Below are 21,051 nucleotides of genomic sequence, written 5' to 3'. Positions count from 1 at the left end.
ACGATGCAGCCGAAGCCCGAACTGGGCCAGCTCGACGTGGATGCGCAGGATCTAGTCCTGGTTGACGGCCTGCTGGCGGGAAACCGGCGCGACCTGGCCAAGGCCATCACCCTGGTCGAGTCGACGCGCCCGGAGCACCGGGTACGGGCGCAGAAACTTCTCGACGCACTGCTGCCGCATACCGGACGGTCGATGCGCATCGGCATCTCGGGCGTCCCCGGTGTCGGCAAATCCACTTTCATCGAGGCTCTCGGCATGCATCTGATCGAAGCCGGCCATCGTGTCGCGGTACTCGCGGTGGACCCGTCGTCGACGGTGCATGGCGGCTCCATCCTCGGCGACAAGACGCGCATGGAACTGCTCTCGCAACGCAGCGAAGCCTTCATCCGGCCTTCGCCGTCGTCGGGCAGCCTCGGCGGCGTTGCCGAACACACCCGCGAGGCGCTGCTGCTGTGCGAAGCCGCCGGCTACGACATCATCATCGTCGAGACGGTGGGCGTCGGCCAGTCGGAAACCGCCGTGGCCGGCATGACCGACTGCTTCGTCCTGCTGCAGTTGCCGAATGCCGGCGATGACCTGCAGGCGATCAAGAAGGGCATCATGGAACTGGCCGACCTGGTGGTGTTCAACAAGGCCGACATCGACCCGAAGGCGGCGCAACTGGCGGCCGCGCAAATGCGCTCGGCGCTGGCCATGCTGCATCCGGCATCGGCCAACTGGCAACCGCCGGTGCTGACGCTGTCGGCCATCCGCAAGGACGGCCTGGTCGAGTTCTGGCAGGTCGTCGAAAAGTTCAAAAGCACGCTGATTGCGAGTGGCGAGTTTGCGGCGAAGCGCCGCCACCAGGCGCTGGCCTGGATGTGGCAGCAAATCGATTCCGATCTGCGCAACCGCTTTCGCGAACACCCGGCCGTGAAGTCCGCATTGGCCGAGCTTTCAGTTTCCGTCGAGGCCGGCACGACAACGCCGACCGTCGCGGCGCAGCGCCTGCTGGCGCTGGTCGGCCGCCATTTCTAGTTTCTGATTGGAGGACATCGCATGCACGACATCATTCACCAACTGGACGAAAAGCGCGGCAGGGCGGCGCTGGGAGGCGGCCAGAAACGCATCGACGCCCAGCACGGCAAGGGCAAGCTGACCGCGCGCGAGCGCATCGAGATGCTGCTCGACGATGGCACCTTCGAAGAGTGGGACATGTTCAAGGAACATCGCTGCGTCGATTTCGGCATGGGCGAAAGCCACATTCCCGGCGACGGCGTGGTGACCGGCTACGGCACCATCAACGGCCGCATGGTGTTCGTCTTCTCGCAGGACTTCACGGTGTTCGGCGGCGCGCTCTCCGAAGCGCATGCCGAGAAGATCTGCAAGATCATGGACCATGCGATGAAGGTCGGCGCGCCGGTGATCGGCCTCAACGACTCCGGCGGCGCGCGCATCCAGGAAGGCGTCGCCGCGCTCGGCGGCTATGCCGACGTGTTCCAGCGCAACGTGATGGCGTCGGGCGTGATCCCGCAGATCTCGATGATCATGGGTCCCTGCGCCGGCGGTGCGGTGTACAGCCCGGCGATGACCGACTTCATCTTCATGGTCAAGGATTCCTCCTACATGTTCGTTACCGGACCGGAAGTCGTCAAGACCGTGACCCACGAGGAAGTCACGGCCGAGGAACTCGGCGGTGCCGTGACGCACACCAGCAAGTCCGGCGTGGCCGACCTCGCCTTCGAGAACGACGTCGACGCGCTGCTGATGCTGCGCCGCTTCTTCAACTACCTGCCGCTCAACAACAAGGAAAAGCCGCCGGTACGGGAGACCAGTGACGCGGCGGATCGGCTCGACTTCTCGCTCGACACGCTGGTGCCGGACAACGCCAACAAGCCCTACGACATGAAGGAACTGATCCTGAAGATGGTGGACGACACCGATTTCTTCGAGATCCAGCCCGACCATGCCAAAAACATCATCATCGGCTTCGCCCGCATGGAAGGCCAGACCGTGGGCATCGTCGCCAACCAGCCGATGGTGCTGGCCGGCTGCCTCGACATCAAGTCCTCGATCAAGGCCGGCCGCTTCGTGCGCTTCTGCGATGCCTTCAACATCCCCATTATTACCCTCGTGGATGTGCCCGGCTTCATGCCCGGTACGGCGCAGGAATACGGCGGCATCATCAAGCACGGCGCCAAGCTGCTCTATGCCTACGCCGAATGCACGGTGCCGAAGGTCACGCTGATCACGCGCAAGGCTTATGGCGGCGCCTACGACGTGATGGCCTCGAAGCATTTGCGCGGCGATGTGAACTTCGCCTGGCCCTCGGCGGAAATCGCCGTGATGGGGCCGAAGGGCGCGGTCGAGATCATCTTTCGCGAGGACAAGGGTGACCCGGCGAAGCTGGCGGCGAAGGAAGCCGAGTACAAGGCCAAGTTCGCCAACCCCTTCGTCGCCGGCGCGCGTGGCTTCATCGACGACGTGATCATGCCCAACGAAACCCGCAAGCGCATCTGCCGCAGCCTGGCGATGCTGCGTGGCAAGAAAATCGAGAATCCGTGGCGCAAGCACGGCAACATTCCGCTTTGAAAATTCAATTTCCGACGCAAAGACGCAAAGGCGCAAAGAGAACCATGAAGAATCTCGCGCCCCGGCCTTTCTTTGCGTCTTTGCGCCTTTGCGTCGAAAGGTTTTAAGCCATGTTCAAAAAAATACTGATTGCAAACCGCGGCGAGATCGCCTGCCGCGTCATCAAGACCGCCCGCAAGATGGGCATTGCCACCGTCGCGGTGTATTCCGAAGCCGACAAGGATGCGATGCATGTCGAGATGGCCGACGAGTCCGTCTGCATCGGCCCGCCGCCGTCGAAGGAATCCTATCTCTCGATCGACAAGATCATCGCGGCCTGCAAGGAGACCGGCGCCGAGGCGGTGCATCCGGGCTACGGATTCCTTTCGGAGAATCCCGAATTCGCTCGCCGGCTGGAGGAAAGCGGCATCATTTTCATCGGCCCCAAGCACCACTCGATGGCGGCGATGGGCGACAAGATCGCCTCGAAGAAGCTGGCGCTGGAAGCGAAGGTCAATACCATTCCGGGTCACAACGCCGCGATCGACACGCCCGAGCAGGCAGTGGAGATCGCCAAGGGCATCGGCTATCCGGTGATGATCAAGGCCTCGGCGGGTGGCGGCGGCAAGGGCCTGCGCGTGGCCTACAACAACAAGGAAGCCCACGAAGGCTTTGCCGCGTGCAAGACGGAAGCCAAGAATGCCTTTGGCGACGACCGCATCTTCGTCGAGAAGTTTGTCGAAGAACCGCGCCACATCGAAATCCAGCTGATCGGCGACGCCCACGGCAACACGATCTATCTGCACGAGCGCGAATGTTCCCTGCAGCGTCGCCACCAGAAGGTGATCGAGGAGGCGCCGTCTTCCTTCATCGATCCGGCGACGCGCAAGGCCATGGGCGAGCAGGCGGTGGCCCTGGCCAAGGCGGTGAATTACCAGAGCGCGGGCACCGTCGAGTTCGTCGTCGGCAAGGACAAGAGCTTCTACTTCCTGGAAATGAACACACGTTTGCAGGTCGAGCATCCGGTCACCGAACTCATCACCGGGCTGGACTTGGTGGAGCTGATGATCCGCGTTGCGGCGGGCGAAAAGCTGCCGTTCACCCAGGAGCAGGTCAGGCTCAACGGCTGGGCCATGGAGTGCCGCATCAATGCCGAAGATCCTTTCCGCGGTTTCCTGCCTTCCACCGGTCGTCTGGTGAAGTACCTGCCGCCGCCCGAAGCCGGTCACGGAAATGCGGGCGTGCGCGTCGATACCGGCGTCTATGAAGGCGGCGAGATTTCGATGTTCTATGACTCGATGATCGCCAAGTTGATCGTTCATGCCGCGACGCGAGATCAGGCGATCGCCCGCATGCGCGATGCGCTGAACCAGTTCGTGATTCGCGGCGTGGCCTCCAACATCGCCTTCCAGGCGGCGCTGATGCAGAACCCGCGCTTCCTTTCAGGCGACTTCAACACCGGCCTGATCGCCGAGCAGTATCCCAAGGGCTTCAATGCCGCCGACGTGCCGCACGACGATCCGGCGATGCTGGTGGCCGTCGCGGCTGCGATCCATCGCCAGTATCTGGCGCGCAATGCGACCATCTCCGGGCAGATGCCGGGACATGAATTCGTGCCGGGCGACGACTTCGTCGTGCAGCTCGGGACGGAACAGTATCAGGCGAGGGTGCTCAAGGCGGACGGCGGCTGGGATGTCAGCTTCGCCGGTGAGAACTATGAGTTGCGCTCCGACTGGCAATTCGGTGATCCGCTGTATGTCGGCACGCTCAATGGCCAGTCGATCTGCATGCAGGTCGAGCGGCGCGGGCTGGTCTATCGCCTGTTCCACTGGGGCGTGCAGGCCGACATGCAGGTGATGTCGGCGCGCACGGCGGTGCTGAAGGCGCTGATGCCGGTCAAGGCCGCGCCCGACATGTCGAAGTTCCTGCTCTCGCCGATGCCCGGCCTGTTGACGCAGATCGCCGTGACGGCAGGGCAGGAGGTCAAGGCCGGCGAAATCCTGGCCAAGATCGAAGCGATGAAAATGGAGAACGTGCTCAAGGCCGAGCGCGACTGTGTGGTGGAAAAGCTGCTGGCCATGCCGGGCGAGAGCCTGGCGGTGGATCAGGCCATCATCGCCTTCAAGTAGTACTGCGAGAAAGTCGGCGCTTGCGACACGGCGAGGAATCGCCGTGTCGCAAGCGCCGACTGTTGCAGATACCAGCGCTACTTCTTTGCCGTCATCGCGTAACTGCCGTCGGCATTGAACTTGATGTCGGCATCGATGAAGGACGCCTGCACTTTGCCGCCCAGCAGCTTCACCGTATCGTAGGCCTCGCCGGAGCGCGCACCCGTACCGCAGACGAAGACCACCGGCTTGTCCGTCGGCAGCGCGGAGATCTTCTTCTCCAGCTCGTTCATCGGAATGTTCACCGCGCCCTTGATGGTGCCGGCGGCGAATTCCTTGGCATCGCGCACATCGACCAGCATCACCGAACCGGGGTTCGTCTTCCAGACCTGCTCGAAGGACGCCACCGTCACCGTGCCCTTTTCCTTGCCCGGCACCAGTGCCGCTGCTGCTGCCGCACCGCCAGCCGCACCGCCAGCCGCACCGCTGCCGCCGGCAGCGGCAGGCGCCGGGGCGCCATGCAGTTTCTCCCATTCCGGATAGCCCGGCGGGTAGGTCAGCACGTTGGTGTAGCCCAGCTTCCTGGCCTTCTCCGCCGACTTGTCGGACAGCACGCACTCCAGGCCGCCGCAGTAATAGATCAGCGGCATCGCCTTGTCCGTCGGCAGCTTGTCGACATGCTTGTCGAATTCGGTGTCGGAAATGTTGATCGCGGTCGGGATCATGCCCTTGTCGGCCACGCGCTTTGGGCGCGCATCGATCAGGACATAGGCGGCCTTGTCGTCGATCAGCTTCTGGATGAAGGCTGCCGAAACCGAAATCGGCCCGCCCTTCGCCTTCCAGTCAGGCATGCCGGACGGGTAAACCCTGATGTTGGTGAAGCCCAGTTTCTCGGCCTTGAAAGCCGAGTTGTGGCTCAGCATGCAGTCAACACCGCCACAGTAGAACAGCAGCAGGGTGGCCTTGTCGGCGGGCAGTTTGGCGACCTGTTTGTCGAACTGGCTGTCGGGGATGTTCACCGCGCCGGGGATGTGGCCGGGATCGTATTGGCGCGCCGCGGGCCGCGAATCGATGATCATCACGCCCTTCTTGAGAGGGATGTCCACGTTCTGGCGCATGAAGTCGAAATCGACCAGGGCCTTGTACCAGCCTTCCTTCGGCTGCATGGTCGCGGCATCGGCGGCAAGCGCCGCCACCGGGAAGGGCAGCGGCGCGGCGATCACGCCGGCCATGGCGGCCACGAACAGGGCAAGTCGTCGGGTTTGCATGTGCGTCTCCTTTGGAGAAGAAACTTTCTTCAATTCGCTTTGCTCTTCGCTCGAACGTCCTTGCCCACCTTGATCTGATAGATGCCGTGACAGGCGTTGCATTTCTGCAGCATTTCGGCGACCTGCGATACGGTGTGCTTCGGATCGCCCAAGCTTTCCGCATCGAGGGCGATCAAGTCGAAGCTGGTGTGCACGCCACCGGCAAGAACCTTGAACTCCTCGGGCAGCTTGGCCACCGTGACGGGAGGAATCTCGTTGGCGGCGCCGCTGCCCATGCTGCGGGCCGCACGTGCGACTTCTTTCATGTCCTCGCGCGGCAGGGCATCCGTTATGGTCTGCAGCACCGCGAGAAAATTGCGCATTTCCTCGAGCACGAGATGGCGTTCCGCATCGAGCAGCACGAGCGGTGCGCGCTGGTCGGCGGCGGGTTGGGGTTTGGAAGTTTTGGCGGGGCCGGCGGCAAGCGCCATACCGACCACGCAGAGCGTACCGACGAAGCTTGCGGCAAGTTTTTGGTGTCTTGGTTTCATGGAGTTTTATGTATCCAGGTTAGGCGATCGTTGCCTCGGAGCGTGCCTTTTCGCCCTTGTTGTCTTCCCAGGCGATCACCAGCTTGTCGCCGGCCTTGGCACCCTTGACGCGGAAGCCGAGCAGGGGGTTTTTTGAAATCGCCGGGCCCCACTGGGCGATCAGCACAGGTTTGTCATTGATCGTGGCCGTCACGTTCTGGATGAAATGCGCGGGATAGGCCTGACCGGTGCGCGGGTCCTTGCGCTGCCCGGTTTCCATCGGATGAATGATCAGCGCGACGATATGAGCCGAGCCGTCGACCAGCTTGGTACGGATTTTCATGAGTTCTGCCATTGCTTGCTCCTTGAGTGTTCTTCTAGCCGCCGCAGCCGCCGATAGTGACCTTGACTTCCCGGCTGGCGATGTAGTGCTTGCCGCCGGCCTTGACCACAACCTTGACCACGGAGGTTTGGCCCATCTTGAAGCGGGTGTTGATATAGCCTTCGGTGCCGTTCACCAGATCGACATGGGCCAGTAGCGGAAACGGATTCTTTTCGACCAGCAGGGAGATCGATTCGGCACCGGCGATGCGGCTTGTCACCTCGATCGGAATCACCGCACCGTTCTCGGCGATATCCGGCGCCTTGATGAGGATCTCGGCGCTTTCGGTGGCGCCTGCGGCACCGATGTGCTTCAGTGCGTCGGCGACCGCCTTTGCTTCGAACCCCGTCTTGTTCCAATCGATGGCGAAAGCCGCGGTTGGGCGCAGCAGCCCGGAAGCAAGGGCGCAAGCCAGTACGCTGCCGCCGGCGCTGCCTTTAAGTATCAATCTGCGTAACCTATTCATTGTGTGACTCCAGGAAATGAAAAGTGACCGGCTCAACGAGCCGAGGGAACCGAGACCGGATAGCCGTTGGACAGCACGGTCATGAAGACTTCGAGATCCACGAATGCCGGATCGCCCGGTTTGAGTTGCACGGTGCGCATTTGACCCAGGCAGCGGGCGAAGCGCTCCTGGATCGATTCCAGCGCGCCGACCGGCGTACGGTAGGTGGGGTAGTGCGCCGCGTCGGCGAAGGGCGTGGTCGGCGTTTCGCCGCGCAGCTTGTGGCCCATGATGCTCCCGGGAACATGGCAGGAGGCGCAGGCGAAATTGAGCTGGCCGGTTTTCTTGTAGAAGAGTCTCTCGCCACGACGATAGGCTTCCATCACTTTGCCGTCTCCGATGTTGACCTTGATCGGCGTACCGCCACTGAGCGACTTGAAATAGACAGCGATCTTGTTGTTGGCCGGCGAGCCCTGCCGGATTTCCTCGTTAAGTACGCTCTTTGCGCAGTGCTCGATGCGGCTTTCCACGGTGACAATGCGACCGAGAGCCCGGTCATACTTGGGATAGCCCGCTGCGAGTCCGTTCAGCTTCGTGCCTCCGTCGGCCAGGCAGGTGAGGAATGCCGGGTCGCGCTTGGCGAGCTTTGCCACCATCGCCTCGCCTTCGTCGACCGCCAGATGGCCCGGATGCAGGTCGATGCGATCGAGGTCCATGAACTTCCAGTTGAGCTTCCACTGTTCGTTCGGATCGCCGACCCATTTGGCGTTGCGTTCGACCTCTTCCTCGTTGCGCCAGTACGGCAGGGTATCGCTGAAGCCGATGTCTCCATTCACCCCCCTGGCCGGATCGATGCGGGCCTGCGGATAATATTCACGATAAGGCTCGTCGCTTGCGACCGTCGCAGTCGTTCCCAGTGCGGCGATGGCGGATAACACCCATGCGCGGATCTTCATTCGCATGATGCCGGTCCTCATTTGGAGGCCTGGAGAAACGCGACGACGTCACGGATCTCCAGGTCGCTCAGGATTTCGTTGGTGCCGAAGGGTGGCATCAGTGTTTCGGGATTGCGCGTGCGCATGTCGTGGATTGCCGTGTAGGTTTCCGCGTCACTGCGCCCCGCGTTGCCGTAGTGGCTGAGATCCGGCCCGCGCGTACCGGGCTGGCTGCCGCCTTTCATGAGGTGGCAGGCGAGGCAGTTGCCCTTGTCGCGGGCCTGGGCGATCTGCCGGCCTTTTTCGGCATTGCCGTTGAGGGCACCCTCGAGTGTCTTCGTTTGCGGCTTGCGCGTAGCGCTCTTGCCGCAGGCCAGGGTATAACTCAGGCACGGATAGGCAGAGTAGTCGGCCGGCGCCTGGGCGCCCGCCGACATGGCCAGCGCCGGGCCCAGGATGATGGCCACCACAGCAGAAACCGTTTTCATCGTTTCGCCGAGCCTCAGAACTGATGCGTCAGCAGCAGGCCGTAGCGAGCACCGACCGCGTTGACCACGATTTGAGAGTTGGCCTCGTTGATCGCGTTGGCATTGGGGTTGGGCGCTTTGGCATCGCGCGGTTCCAGGTTGAAGGTGACGCGCGTCGCCGGCGACAGGTGGTAGTTCACCGCGAAGGTAAGCTGCTTGATAACCCGCTTGTCGCTGGCTCCCCAGGTAGCGGTGCCGATGGTGGCATAGAGAACGTCGTGCTGCGCATAGCGAACGCCGAAATTCCACTTGTCGTTGAGGTAGTAGCCGTAGTCGAGCGTGAGGCCGCGCGCCTTGTTGCCCTTCTCGGCAGCGATCTGGACCTGGCCGCCGAAGGCTTCGTCGACCACGTTGCCGGTCGGCGTGTAGAAGATCATGCCGTCGGCGTACATCAGGTCGAGGCCGAGCCGATGTGTGCCGCGCCCTTCGCCGAAGATCTCGCCGAGCGCCTTGACGCCGCCGCCCTGGCGCGTGAACTTGAAGTCCTGGCTCAATGTGCCCGACGCGTCGGTTTCGAAATTGCGCGTGCCACCCTGGTGATAGACGTAACCCTTGATGCCGTGCTTGTTGGGCCCCTTGCCGCCGGGCAGGTCGTACTCGGTGGAGAAATAGAGGTTCAGATCCTTCTTGTTGTTGTAGTCCCTGATCTTGTGGATGCCGCTGCCGTTGCCGACCATGACGGCATAGGTGCTGGTCCATTTGCCGGACTTGAAGGCATCGAAGAACTGGAAGCCCCAGTCGCGCCCGGCATCGCTGTCATAGCCGGTCTTGATTGCCGTACCGTAGCCCTGGCCGGGAATGATGGTCGTGCCCTTGGAGTTCACTTTGAAGAACTTCTCTATCTGCACGCGGGCGATGAAGTCGGTCGGCCACATGTAGCTGTTGCTGTCGATGGCCTGGTACATCTCCTCTGGTCCTGGCTTGCGCATCAGGCCGGCACGCACGCGGACACCCGGGACGTAGCTGAAGGTCATTGTCGCGTCGGTGAGGCTGATCGTGTGGGCACGAGAGCTGTCGAGCGGACTGTAGTTGGCCGCATTCATGCCCGCATTGGCCATCACGAAGTAGTTGATCTTGCCGGGAATGAGATTGCCGCGCAGGCCGATCGCCAGGTTGTCGAGATTGAGGTCGGACTGCTTGTCATGGAATTCCGGCCCGACCCGACACATGGCGTTGTAGCTGCCGTTGAGCGCCGAGAATGCATTGGCGCCAACATTTCGCATGCCCTCCAGCTTGTCGCAGCCGTAGTAGTTCGTATAGGAAGCCTGCGCCACGCCGAAGAACTTGTGCGTGGTGGTCGGCGGTTCCATCGCTTGCGCCATTACCCAATCCGCCGCCGCCGCTTGCCCCGACGTACCCAGTGCCGCGGACACCGCGGCGGCCATTACCAACAACTTTCCGTTATTTCCCATGAATCTTCTCCTCCCCGAGACGATGCCTGAACGATATTTTTGTTGCCGCCATCGGCCCGATACGGTGGATGGCGGCGCTGCCTGCGATACTGCCGGCTGGATTTACTCGACGATGTAGGGTGAGTCACCCTTGCCGAAGCGGAACAGGTTGTGGCAGCTCGAGCAGCCGCTCAGCACCTTGCCCATTTCGGCACCGGCGCTGACGAAGTCCTTTTTGAGCGCCATTTCCGCCACGCGCTCCAGCCCGCCTTCGACCTGGGCGTTGATCTTCGGCAGCGTGGCGAGCGAGTCGACGTTGATCTGCTCAAGCTTCACGTAGGCCATCAGGTGCCCTTTCGGCCAGCGGTGGCGGGAGGCGCGAACCGCGCAGTCGGCGGCCATCTCGCCGTTCTCCACCATCAATCCGGCCGTGGTGCACTGGACATCGGAGAGCAGTTCCATCATCACCTGACGCGCGGTGGCGTCTTCGCTATAACGAGTATGCTTGGACGTCATTTTCTTGAACTGCTGGATGAACTCCGGCGGCAGCTTTTTGATCTGGGCCTGGAATTCCGGGCTCATCTTGTACTGCTTCGGGGTATCCGCCGACGTCTTCTCGATGCTGGGGTAGGTGTGGCCGTTGGCGGCTGCCTTGGCCTCTTCCGCCGCGCCAGCCGGACCGGCGACTGCGGCACCGAGGATGGCGAAAGCGGCGAGAGTGGCTACGAACTTTTGCTTCATGAACATGGTTTTCTCCTTATTGAATTGGTGTGACTCGGGTCCGCAGCGACTTTTCGACGACCGCGGCACCTCGGACAAATTGATTAATCGCTTAAGCCGACCGTCACGCTCATCACGCCGATGACGTCGCCGGCTTCGAGGCCATCCTTCTCGAAACCGAGCATGTCGGGCTCCCCCTTCGGCTTGCCATGGCAGCCAAGGCAGGCCGGGATCAGGCGGATAGGTTCCATGTGGCGATACACCTCCTGCTTGCCCCATTTGGCGAAGCTCGTCAGTGGCTTGTTTTCGCCATGGCCGGCCTTGACGTAATGCTCCAGCGCTGCGCGCTCGGTGTCGTCGGGGGCATTCATCGGGCTGCGGTAGGCGCGCCCCGGCTGCTTGATGATGATGCCGGTACGGGCCGCGAATACCTGACCCATTTCGCGCTCCCATTTGGCCGGCAGGAAGTTCTTCCAGCCCACGCCCTTGGTGTTGATGCGTTCCTGGTTGTTGTCCATCACCTGGCGACCGGCCCAGAAGAGTTTTTCGAAGATTTTCTTCTGACTGGGCGAGGCGTCGATCAAGTCGGGCTCGACCGCGGACCGCCACTGGCTTTCGAGCGCGTCGCCGGAAAGCCCCTTGTCGCCGAGTGTCGGATCGACAATCTTGCCGGCGTAAGCGAAAATGATCATGCGCGCAGCCATCACCGCCCTGGCGAGTTTTTCCGCGGTCGCATTGGCTTCGGCCCGCGGAACCTTCTCCATGAAAAACGATTCGGGGAAGCCGCCCTTGGCGCGCGCGCCAACCTGCTCGGCCGCAGCCGGCAGCGTCAGCGTCAACAACATGGCAAGTGCCGAAGCACGTCTGATCATCTTCTCCCCCTTCTTGTGTTATGTTTTTCCGCACAAGAAGATTAGGGATGAGCGGTTTCCCGGCTGTTGCAGGGAGGCCGCAAATATTTCAAGTTGTTACAAGGGGAGTGATCGAAGCCATGGCGGAATGTCGCGGACGCATACTCGTGGTTGACGATGACGAAGGCCTGCGCGAATTGCTGGTGCGCTATCTTTCCGACAACGGCTACGAGGCGAGCGGAGTCGCCGATGGGCTATCCATGAAACGGCACCTTGCCGCCCATCAGGTCGATCTGATCCTGCTCGATGTCATGTTGCCGGGAGAGGATGGTTTGAGCCTGGCGCGCGGGCTTGGCAGCAGCGGGCTGCCGATCATCATGCTCTCGGCGCGCGGCGAGGAGGTTGACCGCATCGTCGGCCTCGAAGTCGGGGCCGACGACTATCTGCCCAAACCCTTCAGCCACCGCGAATTGCTGGCGCGCGTGACGGCGGTGCTGCGCCGTCGCCAGCCTGCCGCCGCGTCCGGACGCATCCGCCGCTTCGGCCCCTTCGAAGTCGATCTTGATGCACATTCCTTGACGCGCAACGGGGAGGAGATTGATGTGTCCGGGGCCGAGTTCGCCCTGCTCAAGGTGCTGCTCGATCATCCCGACCGCGTGCTGGGACGCGATGCATTGGTCGAATTGCTCAAGGGTTACGAGCGCGCACCCTTCGACCGCATGGTCGATGTGCGCGTCACCCGCCTGCGCCGCAAGATCGAGCCCGATCCGGCACATCCGGTGTATCTGCGCACCGTTTGGGGTGAAGGCTACCTTTTCTCGCCCGGTGGCGCACGTCGATCGTGATGGCACCGCGCACCCTGTTCGGACGCACCGCGCTGGTGATCGCGCTGGTCTCCTTTGCGTTCCAGATTTTTACCATTGCCATCATCACCTACTTCGCGCTGGTGCCGCTGGGCCGCCACGCCACGAGCGATCTCGCCGCGCTGATGATCGACACGGCGCATGCCTGGCAGAACGAACCAGCCGCCGACCGACCCTGGCTGCAGGACCGCATCGGGCGCCTGCACCGCCTTCAGGTGCAGGATCCCCCTGTCGAGACGAAAAGCTTTACCCGCATGCTCCCGTATTTCCAGCTGCTGGAGACATCCTTGAGCGCCCGTTCCGGCGAACGCGTCGAAATACGCACCAGCCGCAGCGCGGATGGCGAGCAGTGGTACTGGGCCGACGTGCCGGTCGCGGGAAAAATCGTGCGCGTCGGATTTCCCTCAAGCCGGGTCGACGTGCAGCCCTGGCTGGCCATGTTGCTGATCTTTTCGGTGGGTACGCTGGTGACCCTGGTTACCTCGGCCTGGCTGGCGCACTGGCTGATCGGCCCACTCTCGCGCCTGGCTGCGGCAACCCAGCGCATCGGTCAGGGCCGGCGGCCGGAGCCGCTGGCGGAAACCGGCCCGACCGAACTCGCGACCCTGGCGCGCGAATTCAATCGCATGGGCGAACAGGTCGAGGAACTGCTGGCCAACCGTACCACGCTGCTGGCGGGGATCTCGCACGACCTGCGCACGCCGCTGGCCCGCATCCGGCTCGCGCTTGGGATGCTCTCCGAAAATCCGGCCCCGGACCTCTTCGAGCGCGTTCTGCGCGATGTGGATGGCATGAACGAACTGATCGCCCGCTGCCTTGAGGTGAGTCGTGATTTTGCCGAGCAGGACTCGGTCGAACTGGATTTGTGCGATCTTCTCTCCAGTGTCGCCGCCGAGTATGCCCACACCGGCGCCGAACTGCGCGGTCGCAAGGGCCCCGATTGCCGCCTCAGCGTACGGCCGCTGGCGCTCAAGCGCATCTTTTCCAATCTCGTCGACAACGCAGTGCGCTATGGCGCCGGTCAGCCGATCGATATCGAGTACCGCATCGCCGACGGCGTGGTCGATATCTGTGTTCTGGATCGCGGTCCGGGCATTCCGGAACACGAGCGGGAAGCCGTGTTCCGTCCCTTCTACCGGCTCGAGCCCTCGCGCAGCAGCAGCACCGGAGGCAGTGGCCTGGGCCTGGCCATCGTGCGCCAGATCGCCACGGCCAACGGGTGGACGGTGGAACTGAGGCCGCGCGAGGGCGGCGGCACCGCCGCCTGTGTTCGCGTGCCGCTGGAGGATACCGTACTCGCAGCGGCGCGCTGATCGATCCATATCGCCGTATCGCCGGCGCCGACTATTGGCTTGGGGCAGCCATCAGCTTCTCGTTAATGGTGGGTTAATCCTGGCGATGTATATTGGCCGCATCGACGTGTTACAGACCAAGCATCATGCGCCGTTTGCTCTCCATTCCGCTGCTCCTGTTGCCCTTGTTCGCCGCGGCAGACGAAATCAGGCTTTCTCCTGCACAGGTAAGGCAGGCAGGCATTCTCACGGCGACGCTGGCCGAGCAGAAATCCTTTGCCAACCTGCGCCTGCCGGCGCAAGTCATAGTTCCTCCGGGGCAGGTCGAGGTGGTCGCGGCGGCGGTGCCGGCCATGGTCGCCGCAGTGAAAGTCGCCTATGGTGATACGGTGAAGAAAGGGCAACCGCTGCTGCGACTGCAGGGCGGGACATTGCTCGAATTGCAGCGCGACCACTTGAACGCTATCGCCCAGGCGCAACTGGCGGCCGAAAACCGGCGCCGGGATGAGGCGCTGTTTGCCGATGGCATCATTGCGCAAAGCCGGCTTTCGGCCACTCTGGCGGGCGAACGGCAGGCAGTGGCGCTGGCGGCCGAGAAACAGCGTGCGATGCAGCTGGCCGGCATGGCCGGGTCTGCCAAGGAGGTCACCGGGATCGCGGAGTTGCGTGCCCCCTTCGATGGCGTGGTACTCGAAGCCAATGTCCAGCCCGGACAGCGTGTCGATGCCATGACGCCGCTGCTGAAGCTTGGGCGGCTGGCACCGCTGTGGCTGGAAATTCAGGCCGCACCAGCGCAGGCAGCCGGTATTGCAGCGGGCGATACAGTGAATATTCCCGGCTGCACGCAGGCCGGACGCGTGACTCTGGTTGCGCCGCAAATGCAGGCAGCCAGCCAGTCGTTGCTGATCCGTGCCGAATTGCGCAAGCCGGAAGCCTGCATTCGACCCTTCCAGTATGTGCAGGCGGAAATTCGCCCCGCGCGACAGCTGGACGAGAAAACCTGGCGTTTGCCCGCTGCGGCTTTGGTGCGCCATGAGGGGCAGGTCTGGATCTTTGTCGAGGCGGCTGGCGGCTTTCGTCCGGTGCCCGTCAAACTGCTCGACGAAACGTCCGATACGGCGTTGCTGACCGCCGATCTTGCTGGCGACACCCGGTTTGCAATCAAGGGCGCATCGACACTGAAGGCATCCTGGCTGGGTCTCGGCGGGAATCAGTGACATGCTGCAAAAACTCGTCGAATTTGCGCTGACCCAGCGCCTGCTGGTGCTGATCGCGACCCTGCTGCTGATCGGTGCCGGCGCCTATGCCGTACGCGGGCTGCCGATCGATGCCTATCCCGATGTGTCGTCGACCCAGGTCAAGATCATCGTCAAGGCGCCGGGCATGACGCCGGAGGAAGTCGAGGCGCGTGTCGTCACGCCGATCGAGCTGGAAATGCTCGGCATTCCCAAGCAGCGCAGCCTGCGCGCCGTGGCCAAGTACGCCATCGCCGACATCACGCTCGATTTCGAAGACAGCGCCGACATCTACTGGGCGCGCCAGCAGGTGTCCGAGCGGCTGGCCAGCGCAATGAAGGACTTCCCCGCCGAGGTTTCCGGCGGCCTGGCGCCGATCACCACGCCGCTGGGCGAGATGCTGATGTTCACCATCGAAGGCAACCTGTCGCTGGCGGAAAAACGCAGCCTGCTCGATTGGGTGATCCGGCCGCAACTGCGCACGCTACCCGGCGTGGCCGACGTCAACGCCCTGGGTGGCCATGTACGCAGCTTCGAGGTGGTGCCTAACCTGCTGGCGTTGAAGGCGCGCAGCCTGACCTTGGCCGACCTGCGTCGCGCGCTCGAGGCCAATAATCGCAACGACGGCGCCGGCCGCCTGTCCGAGGGCGAGGAATCGCTGCTGGTGCGTGTCGAAGGCAGTGTCAGGACACTGGATGATTTGCGTGCCATCCTGATACCTGATCCGCATACAGCACATCCGCCGCACGTCACCCGTGTCGGCGACGTCGCCGAGGTGCGTGTCGGCAGCCTGACCCGCTACGGTTTCGTTACTCGCGGCGGCAAGGAGGAAGCGGTCGAGGGTCTGGTACTCGGTCTGCGCGGCGCCAATGCGCGCACCGTGGTCGAGGGCGTGCGCGCCAAACTGGCCGAAATCGCAACCGCGCTGCCGCCGGGCGTGACGACGAAGATTTTCTACGACCGCGGCGCGCTGGTCGACCGCGCCATCGGCACCGTGGCCCGCGCGCTGGCGGAGGCCATCGTGCTCGTGGTTGTGCTGCTGCTGGCCTTCCTCGGCAACCTGCGCGCGGCAATTGCCGTGGCCTGCGTGCTGCCGCTGGCCGCGCTGGTGACCTTCATCCTGATGAGCGCCTTTGGCATGTCGGCCAACCTGATGAGCCTGGGCGGCCTGGCCATTGCCATCGGCATGCTGGTGGATGCCGCCGTGGTGGTGGTGGAAAACGTCGAAAGCCAGCTCGGCGATCCGGCCGGCGCCAAGCTGCCCTTCCTGCATCGCATCTACCGCGCCGTGCGCGAGGTAACGGAGCCGGTGGTGTCCGGCATGGCCATCATCGTCATCGTCTTCCTGCCGCTGCTGACCCTGCAGGGGCTGGAGGGCAAGCTCTTCATTCCCGTGGCATTGACCATCGTGTTCGCGCTCTCGGGCTCGCTGCTGCTGTCATTGACCGTGATTCCGGTGCTGACGTCCTACCTGCTGAAACCCACGAGCGGACACCACGAGCCCTGGCTGCCGCGTCAGGCGATGCGCCTCTATGAACCCCTGCTGGCCTGGAGCCTGGCCAATTCGCGCAAGGTGATCACGACCGCCGTCGCAGCGCTGGTCGCCACGGTCGCGGCCTTCTTCCTGCTCGGCAAGGCTTTCATGCCGACCATGGACGAGGGCGACATCCTGATGCAACTGGCCAAGCTGCCTTCGATCAGCCTCGAACAAAGTGCGCGCACCGATCTCGCGGTACAGAAGGCTTTGCTCGAGCGTGTGCCGGAGATCAAGGATATCGTTGCCCGCACCGGCTCGGACGAGCTCGGCCTTGATCCGATGGGACTCAACGAGACCGACAGCTTCCTCGTCCTGGCGCCGCGCAAGGAGTGGCGCCAGCCGGACAAGGAATGGTTGACCAATGAAATCCGCAAGGTACTCGCCGACTTCCCCGGCATGGACATCGCCTTTACCCAGCCGATCGAGATGCGCGTCTCCGAGATGCTGACCGGAACGCGTGGTGATCTGGCGATCAAGGTCTTCGGCACCGATCTGGGCGAACTCAACGCGCTGGCCGAGAAGATCGCCGGGTTGCTGAAAACCGTGCCCGGCGCGCAGGACGTACTGACGGTCAAAAATGAGGGCGTGCAGTACTTCACGGTCGAGGTCGACCGCCTGGTGGCAGGTCGTGTCGGGCTCTCCATCGAGGACATCGCCGGCGCCCTGCGCGCACAGATCGAAGGCCAGTCATTGGGACTGGTGCTCGAAGGCGGCCGCCGCACGCCGCTGGTGATCCGCGGCAGTGACGAGATGCGCATGTCGCCGGCACTGTTCGGCGGCGTCCACCTGGCGTTGGCGAACGGGCAGACCGTGCCGCTTTCCGCGGTGGCCACGCTCAAGCGTCTCGCCGGTCCGGTCAAGGTGGACCACGAAAACGCGGCACGGCTGGTCGTGATCCAGGCCAACGTCACCGGCCGCGATCTGGTCGGTTTCGTCGAGGAAGCGAAGACCAGGGTGGCCGCCGAGGTCAAGCTGCCCGCGGGTTATCGTTTGGCCTGGGGCGGGCAGTTCGAGAACCAGCAGCGTGCCGCGAAACGCTTGATGTTGGTAGTGCCGGTGGCGCTGGCACTGATCTTCCACATTCTTTTCACCACCTTCGGCTCGGTACGCCAGGCGGCGATGGTCTTCGTCAATATTCCTTTCGCGCTGATCGGCGGCGTCTTCGCCCTGCTGGTTGCCGGTGAGTATCTGTCAGTGCCGGCCTCGGTCGGCTTCATCGCCCTGCTTGGCATCGCCGTGCTCAACGGCCTGGTGCTGATTTCCTACTTCAACCAGTTGCGGGCGCAGGGCATGCCGCTGGAACGAGTGGTGATCGAAGGTTCCAAGCGTCGCCTGAGGCCGGTCTTGATGACCGCCAGCATTGCCGCCTTTGGCCTGGTGCCGCTCCTGTTCGCCACCGGGCCGGGCTCGGAGATCCAGCGCCCGCTGGCCATTGTCGTCATCGGCGGCCTGATCACTTCGACCTTGCTGACATTGGTGATGCTGCCCATTCTCTATCAACGCTGGGGAAAGGAATCATGACAAAGCGTTTCGACGTCTGCCTGACGCTGGTTTTGCCGAAAGGGCTGGAAGCACGCATTCTTGACAGTCTGCTGAAGCATCCGGCGTGGGTTGGCCCTTTCAATACGCATCGCATCGAGGGACATGGCGACCCCGAGGGCATCGCCAGCGCGCGCGAGCAGGTGCGCGGCCGCGCCGAGCGGGTGCGCATCGAAATCCTCATGGACGCTCTTCATGTCGCCGAATTGCTGCAGGAACTCAAGAGCGAGTTGCCGAGCCCGGAGGTCACCTGGTGGCTGAGTCCCGTGCTCGATTCGGGGGCCTTGGCATGAAACGTCTATTGATCCTCTTGCTTTGGCCGCTGACGGCTTTCGCTGTCGATGCGCCTGATCTGCCACCGGCGGTTCTGGTGGAGCAGGCGCTGCGCGCTCATCCCGTGGTGCGTGGCGCAGTCGCCGGCATCCAGGTCGAAGAAGCCAATCGTGATCGACTCGAGGCCGGCCCCCACGAGCTTGCGCTGAAGCTCTCCACTCAGCAGAGGCGCGAGCGCCCGCTTGGCCTCAGCTATCGCGAGCAGGAAATCGGATTCGAGCGGGCCATTCGCCTGCCGGGCAAGGCGGCCAAGGATGCGGAGCTGGGTGCTGCCGGTGTGGACCAGGCCCGTTTCGCACTGGGTGATGCCCTGCACGAGACCGCGCGACTGTTGCTCAGCCGCTGGTTCGAATGGCAGCGTGAAGCCGCGGCGGCAAAGGAGTGGGCGGCGCAGGTCGAAACCCTGCGACGCCAGCACGAAGTAGTCGGCAAGAGAGTCGGCGCTGGCGATGCGGCGAAACTGGAAGAACTGTTGTCCGGGGCCCAGCTGGCACAAGCACAGGGACAGCAGGCGCAGGCCGCCAATCGGCAGGATCGCGCGGCACTCGAATTCGTCCAGCATTTTCCCGGCATAGCGCTGCCGGCGCAGGCGGCGCTCGATGGACCGCCTGCCATCCCCGACGCACCCGAGGTCTGGCGCGAGCGCATCCTGGCGCACAACCATGAACTTGCCCTGGCCCGTGGCGGCGCCAGGCGCGGGAGGCTTGCGGCCCAGCGTCTGGACGCCGAGCGACTGCCCGATCCGACGGTTGGCCTCACCTATGGCAGCGAGCGCGACGGTCAGGAGCGCATTGTCGGCCTGCAACTGACGATTCCCTTGCCCGGCAGCGGGCGTGCCGCGTCGGCACGGGCCGGTGCGGCCGAGGCCGATGCGGCCAGCGCGCGCGAAGCCTTGGTGCTGGCGCGTGTCGAGGCCGAGGCGCAGCGCACGGTCCGACTCGCGCACGGCAGTCGCGAGCAATGGCTGCGGCTGGCGGAGGTCGCGCGGCGCATGGATGACAATGCGCGCTTGCTGGAAAAGGCGTGGCGCCTGGGTGAAGGCCAGTTCGCGGAATTGCAGAACGCCCGCCGCCAGGCCATCGAGGCGCGACTGGCGGCGACACAGGCGCGGCTCGAAGCCAGCGAGGCGCGCTATCGCCTGATGCTTGACGCGCATCAGCTGTGGAATACCGAAATCGAGTGAACGATCGCCGGAGGTAACGGCAGTCAGAAGGTGAGTTCGATGCGCGCGCCGATCAGCGTCGCATTGCGTGCCGCTGATGTGCCACCGGGATGACGGACATGCTGCAAATTGGGCTGCAGCGCGAACCAGGGCGTGATCGCCGCGCGCCAGGTGATCTCGAACGCTTCCTCGGCCGCCGCCGTGTCTGTACCGTCGGCTTGTTGCACGGCGCGCCACTTCGGCGCCAGGCGGCTACGCGTCCAGCCGATGGCGATGCTGTCGTCAGGCCGGTCGGGGAATGGACCGCGCACGCGCAGCCCGAGGTTCCACATGCGATCGATGGCGATCGAGTGGCCGCTGTTGAATGAGTAGCGGCCGAAGGCCGTGACGTCGCGTCCGGCGTCTCCACCCAGGCTGAACAGGGTGCGTTCGGCCAGCAGGTAGCCGCCCTGCGAGCGGCGCTGGACCGGGTTGCCGAGGGCATCGACATCGAGTTGATCGGCAACGCGGTTTCCGTAACGCCAGAAGCCGATGGCATATTTGCTGAGGCCGCCGTATTTTTCGTGGGCGGCGATTTCCGGGCTCGGTCGCACCCGGGCCGGATCGACGGGCTCGAAGGCATGACCGGCTTCCAGCGGTGTCCAGCCGATTTCGCCGATGACGAAGGCGCCGTCGCCCTTGGCAAAGCGGATGGCCGTGGCCCTCGGTCGCGCCGGATCGTTGGGGACACCGTCCATCAGCGCGCCCATCGCATACCACGTACGGTTTTCCGAGAGCCACTTGGTGCGGATGCCGAAGGCGGCGTTGTTGAATACCGACGGCGCGTTGGTCAGCGCCAGGTCGGCCGGCGTGCCATAGGCCGGATGCAACAGCGTCGCCGCGGAATCCATGGCGAAGAATTCGGAATCGATCGGGTAGATGCCGGCCAGGACGGAGAAGCGATCGTCGAGAAAGCCCTTCTGCAGCCAGGCGTGAAACAGGCGTGTGGTCGGCACCGGCACCTCGATGTTGCTGACGCCCATCAGGCTGCCGGTGCGTCGCGCATTGATGCCGGCGCCGCCGTCCGTATCCGTGTTGAGGTAGGCGACAGCATTGTTCCAGCCCAGCAGCTTTTCCAGGTCGGCGCGCAGCTTCAGTTCCAGATGGGTGACCGTCTGGCCGCCATCGCGGGTGCCGCCCCGATTGTGCAGGCTGTCGAGTTTGAGCCCGGCTTCCAGCGCCAGGCCGCGCTGCCACCACTCGCTGCGAGCGCCGTTCCAGTCGCCGGTCAGTGTCGTTCCCGCAAAATCAGGTGCGGTTTCTGCCGCCGCAGGAAACGCGAGGCCGGCGAGCAGCCCGATACCGGCGATCCGTTTCCGCATCGTTAGCTTCATCTCGCCGTGCCGCCAGCGCCGACTCTCGGGA

General features: G+C 63.6%; 19 protein-coding genes. 9 read left to right on the top strand and 10 right to left on the bottom strand.

Features of this window, described 5'->3' with window-relative positions; all coding sequences use genetic code 11:
* Window positions 1-3: 3 nt before the first annotated feature.
* From meaB to accC, 3 genes are all read left to right on the top strand, one after another.
* The gene (meaB, locus tag SUTH_RS17160; protein WP_041101005.1) at window positions 4-1,017 is read left to right on the top strand and encodes a methylmalonyl Co-A mutase-associated GTPase MeaB; all 1,014 of its coding nucleotides are present in this window, start codon (window positions 4-6) and stop codon (window positions 1,015-1,017) included.
* Between the two features lie 21 nt (window positions 1,018-1,038).
* On the top strand, window positions 1,039-2,571 hold the full coding sequence (locus SUTH_RS17155; RefSeq protein ID WP_041101003.1) for an acyl-CoA carboxylase subunit beta: 1,533 nt from the start codon (window positions 1,039-1,041) through the stop codon (window positions 2,569-2,571).
* 110 nt (window positions 2,572-2,681) lie between these two features.
* Window positions 2,682-4,679, top strand: a complete 1,998-nt coding sequence (accC, locus tag SUTH_RS17150; protein WP_041101001.1) for an acetyl-CoA carboxylase biotin carboxylase subunit — start codon at window positions 2,682-2,684, stop codon at window positions 4,677-4,679.
* Window positions 4,680-4,756: 77 nt separating this feature from the next.
* On the opposite strand, the gene SUTH_RS17145 is transcribed toward accC, so the two are convergent.
* The 9 genes from SUTH_RS17145 to SUTH_RS17105 form a co-directional block, all read right to left on the bottom strand.
* Window positions 4,757-5,926, bottom strand: coding sequence for a rhodanese-like domain-containing protein (locus SUTH_RS17145; protein ID WP_041100999.1), 1,170 nt, complete (start codon window positions 5,924-5,926; stop codon window positions 4,757-4,759).
* A 29-nt stretch (window positions 5,927-5,955) separates the two neighbouring features.
* Window positions 5,956-6,456 (bottom strand): hypothetical protein, encoded by a 501-nt coding sequence (locus SUTH_RS17140; RefSeq protein ID WP_070099355.1) that lies wholly within the window; start codon window positions 6,454-6,456, stop codon window positions 5,956-5,958.
* A gap of 19 nt (window positions 6,457-6,475) precedes the next feature.
* Window positions 6,476-6,790, bottom strand: coding sequence for a thiosulfate oxidation carrier complex protein SoxZ (gene soxZ / locus SUTH_RS17135; RefSeq protein ID WP_041100995.1), 315 nt, complete (start codon window positions 6,788-6,790; stop codon window positions 6,476-6,478).
* Window positions 6,791-6,812: 22 nt separating this feature from the next.
* Window positions 6,813-7,283 (bottom strand): thiosulfate oxidation carrier protein SoxY, encoded by a 471-nt coding sequence (gene soxY / locus SUTH_RS17130; protein ID WP_041100993.1) that lies wholly within the window; start codon window positions 7,281-7,283, stop codon window positions 6,813-6,815.
* A gap of 32 nt (window positions 7,284-7,315) precedes the next feature.
* Entirely contained in the window at window positions 7,316-8,224 is a 909-nt protein-coding gene (gene soxA / locus SUTH_RS17125; RefSeq protein ID WP_171817400.1) for a sulfur oxidation c-type cytochrome SoxA, read from the bottom strand.
* An 11-nt stretch (window positions 8,225-8,235) separates the two neighbouring features.
* A complete protein-coding gene (gene soxX / locus SUTH_RS17120; protein WP_197539615.1) occupies window positions 8,236-8,685 on the bottom strand; it encodes a sulfur oxidation c-type cytochrome SoxX in 450 nt (149 codons plus the stop codon).
* A gap of 14 nt (window positions 8,686-8,699) precedes the next feature.
* Window positions 8,700-10,136 carry a hypothetical protein gene (locus SUTH_RS17115; protein WP_148312967.1) on the bottom strand — a complete coding sequence of 479 codons (1,437 nt, stop codon included), beginning with the start codon at window positions 10,134-10,136 and terminating at the stop codon, window positions 8,700-8,702.
* A 102-nt stretch (window positions 10,137-10,238) separates the two neighbouring features.
* Window positions 10,239-10,862 carry a hypothetical protein gene (locus SUTH_RS17110; RefSeq protein ID WP_052473745.1) on the bottom strand — a complete coding sequence of 208 codons (624 nt, stop codon included), beginning with the start codon at window positions 10,860-10,862 and terminating at the stop codon, window positions 10,239-10,241.
* Window positions 10,863-10,939: 77 nt separating this feature from the next.
* Complete coding sequence (locus tag SUTH_RS17105; RefSeq protein ID WP_084207481.1) at window positions 10,940-11,707, bottom strand: Tll0287-like domain-containing protein; 768 nt, start codon at window positions 11,705-11,707, stop codon at window positions 10,940-10,942.
* 119 nt (window positions 11,708-11,826) lie between these two features.
* On the opposite strand from SUTH_RS17105, the gene SUTH_RS17100 reads away from it, so the two are divergent.
* From SUTH_RS17100 to SUTH_RS17075, 6 genes are all read left to right on the top strand, one after another.
* On the top strand, window positions 11,827-12,531 hold the full coding sequence (locus SUTH_RS17100; RefSeq protein WP_041102531.1) for a response regulator: 705 nt from the start codon (window positions 11,827-11,829) through the stop codon (window positions 12,529-12,531).
* Entirely contained in the window at window positions 12,531-13,862 is a 1,332-nt protein-coding gene (locus SUTH_RS17095) for an ATP-binding protein (protein WP_041100986.1), read from the top strand. Before SUTH_RS17100 ends, SUTH_RS17095 begins: the two co-directional genes overlap by 1 nt.
* 125 nt (window positions 13,863-13,987) lie before the next feature.
* On the top strand, window positions 13,988-15,058 hold the full coding sequence (locus SUTH_RS17090) for an efflux RND transporter periplasmic adaptor subunit (protein ID WP_052473744.1): 1,071 nt from the start codon (window positions 13,988-13,990) through the stop codon (window positions 15,056-15,058).
* A gap of 1 nt (window position 15,059) precedes the next feature.
* Window positions 15,060-18,134 carry an efflux RND transporter permease subunit gene (locus SUTH_RS17085; protein ID WP_041100984.1) on the top strand — a complete coding sequence of 1,025 codons (3,075 nt, stop codon included), beginning with the start codon at window positions 15,060-15,062 and terminating at the stop codon, window positions 18,132-18,134.
* A complete protein-coding gene (locus SUTH_RS17080; protein ID WP_041100982.1) occupies window positions 18,131-18,445 on the top strand; it encodes a DUF3240 family protein in 315 nt (104 codons plus the stop codon). Before SUTH_RS17085 ends, SUTH_RS17080 begins: the two co-directional genes overlap by 4 nt.
* A complete protein-coding gene (locus SUTH_RS17075; protein ID WP_084207480.1) occupies window positions 18,442-19,668 on the top strand; it encodes a TolC family protein in 1,227 nt (408 codons plus the stop codon). The genes SUTH_RS17080 and SUTH_RS17075 overlap by 4 nt, the downstream gene beginning before the upstream one ends.
* Window positions 19,669-19,691: 23 nt before the next feature.
* Here the strand turns inward: SUTH_RS17075 and SUTH_RS17070 are convergent, their stop codons facing one another.
* Window positions 19,692-21,008, bottom strand: coding sequence for a carbohydrate porin (locus SUTH_RS17070; RefSeq protein WP_171817399.1), 1,317 nt, complete (start codon window positions 21,006-21,008; stop codon window positions 19,692-19,694).
* Window positions 21,009-21,051: the final 43 nt, after the last annotated feature.

The sequence above is a fragment of the Sulfuritalea hydrogenivorans sk43H genome, from assembly GCF_000828635.1.
GTDB lineage: Bacteria > Pseudomonadota > Gammaproteobacteria > Burkholderiales > Rhodocyclaceae > Sulfuritalea > Sulfuritalea hydrogenivorans.
This window is presented reverse-complemented; position numbering and strand designations above follow the sequence as displayed.

Excerpts from the sequence above, each read along its gene's own strand:
- meaB (WP_041101005.1), top strand. The coding sequence starts at position 4 with ATGCAGCCGAAGCCCGAACTGGGCCAGCTCGACGTGGATGCGCAGGAT.
- SUTH_RS17155 (WP_041101003.1), top strand. The coding sequence starts at position 1,039 with ATGCACGACATCATTCACCAACTGGACGAAAAGCGCGGCAGGGCGGCG.
- accC (WP_041101001.1), top strand. The coding sequence starts at position 2,682 with ATGTTCAAAAAAATACTGATTGCAAACCGCGGCGAGATCGCCTGCCGC.
- SUTH_RS17145 (WP_041100999.1), bottom strand. The coding sequence starts at position 5,926 with ATGCAAACCCGACGACTTGCCCTGTTCGTGGCCGCCATGGCCGGCGTG.
- SUTH_RS17140 (WP_070099355.1), bottom strand. The coding sequence starts at position 6,456 with ATGAAACCAAGACACCAAAAACTTGCCGCAAGCTTCGTCGGTACGCTC.
- soxZ (WP_041100995.1), bottom strand. The coding sequence starts at position 6,790 with ATGGCAGAACTCATGAAAATCCGTACCAAGCTGGTCGACGGCTCGGCT.
- soxY (WP_041100993.1), bottom strand. The coding sequence starts at position 7,283 with ATGAATAGGTTACGCAGATTGATACTTAAAGGCAGCGCCGGCGGCAGC.
- soxA (WP_171817400.1), bottom strand. The coding sequence starts at position 8,224 with ATGCGAATGAAGATCCGCGCATGGGTGTTATCCGCCATCGCCGCACTG.
- soxX (WP_197539615.1), bottom strand. The coding sequence starts at position 8,685 with ATGAAAACGGTTTCTGCTGTGGTGGCCATCATCCTGGGCCCGGCGCTG.
- SUTH_RS17115 (WP_148312967.1), bottom strand. The coding sequence starts at position 10,136 with ATGGGAAATAACGGAAAGTTGTTGGTAATGGCCGCCGCGGTGTCCGCG.
- SUTH_RS17110 (WP_052473745.1), bottom strand. The coding sequence starts at position 10,862 with ATGTTCATGAAGCAAAAGTTCGTAGCCACTCTCGCCGCTTTCGCCATC.
- SUTH_RS17105 (WP_084207481.1), bottom strand. The coding sequence starts at position 11,707 with ATGATCAGACGTGCTTCGGCACTTGCCATGTTGTTGACGCTGACGCTG.
- SUTH_RS17100 (WP_041102531.1), top strand. The coding sequence starts at position 11,827 with ATGGCGGAATGTCGCGGACGCATACTCGTGGTTGACGATGACGAAGGC.
- SUTH_RS17095 (WP_041100986.1), top strand. The coding sequence starts at position 12,531 with ATGGCACCGCGCACCCTGTTCGGACGCACCGCGCTGGTGATCGCGCTG.
- SUTH_RS17090 (WP_052473744.1), top strand. The coding sequence starts at position 13,988 with ATGCGCCGTTTGCTCTCCATTCCGCTGCTCCTGTTGCCCTTGTTCGCC.
- SUTH_RS17085 (WP_041100984.1), top strand. The coding sequence starts at position 15,060 with ATGCTGCAAAAACTCGTCGAATTTGCGCTGACCCAGCGCCTGCTGGTG.
- SUTH_RS17080 (WP_041100982.1), top strand. The coding sequence starts at position 18,131 with ATGACAAAGCGTTTCGACGTCTGCCTGACGCTGGTTTTGCCGAAAGGG.
- SUTH_RS17075 (WP_084207480.1), top strand. The coding sequence starts at position 18,442 with ATGAAACGTCTATTGATCCTCTTGCTTTGGCCGCTGACGGCTTTCGCT.
- SUTH_RS17070 (WP_171817399.1), bottom strand. The coding sequence starts at position 21,008 with ATGCGGAAACGGATCGCCGGTATCGGGCTGCTCGCCGGCCTCGCGTTT.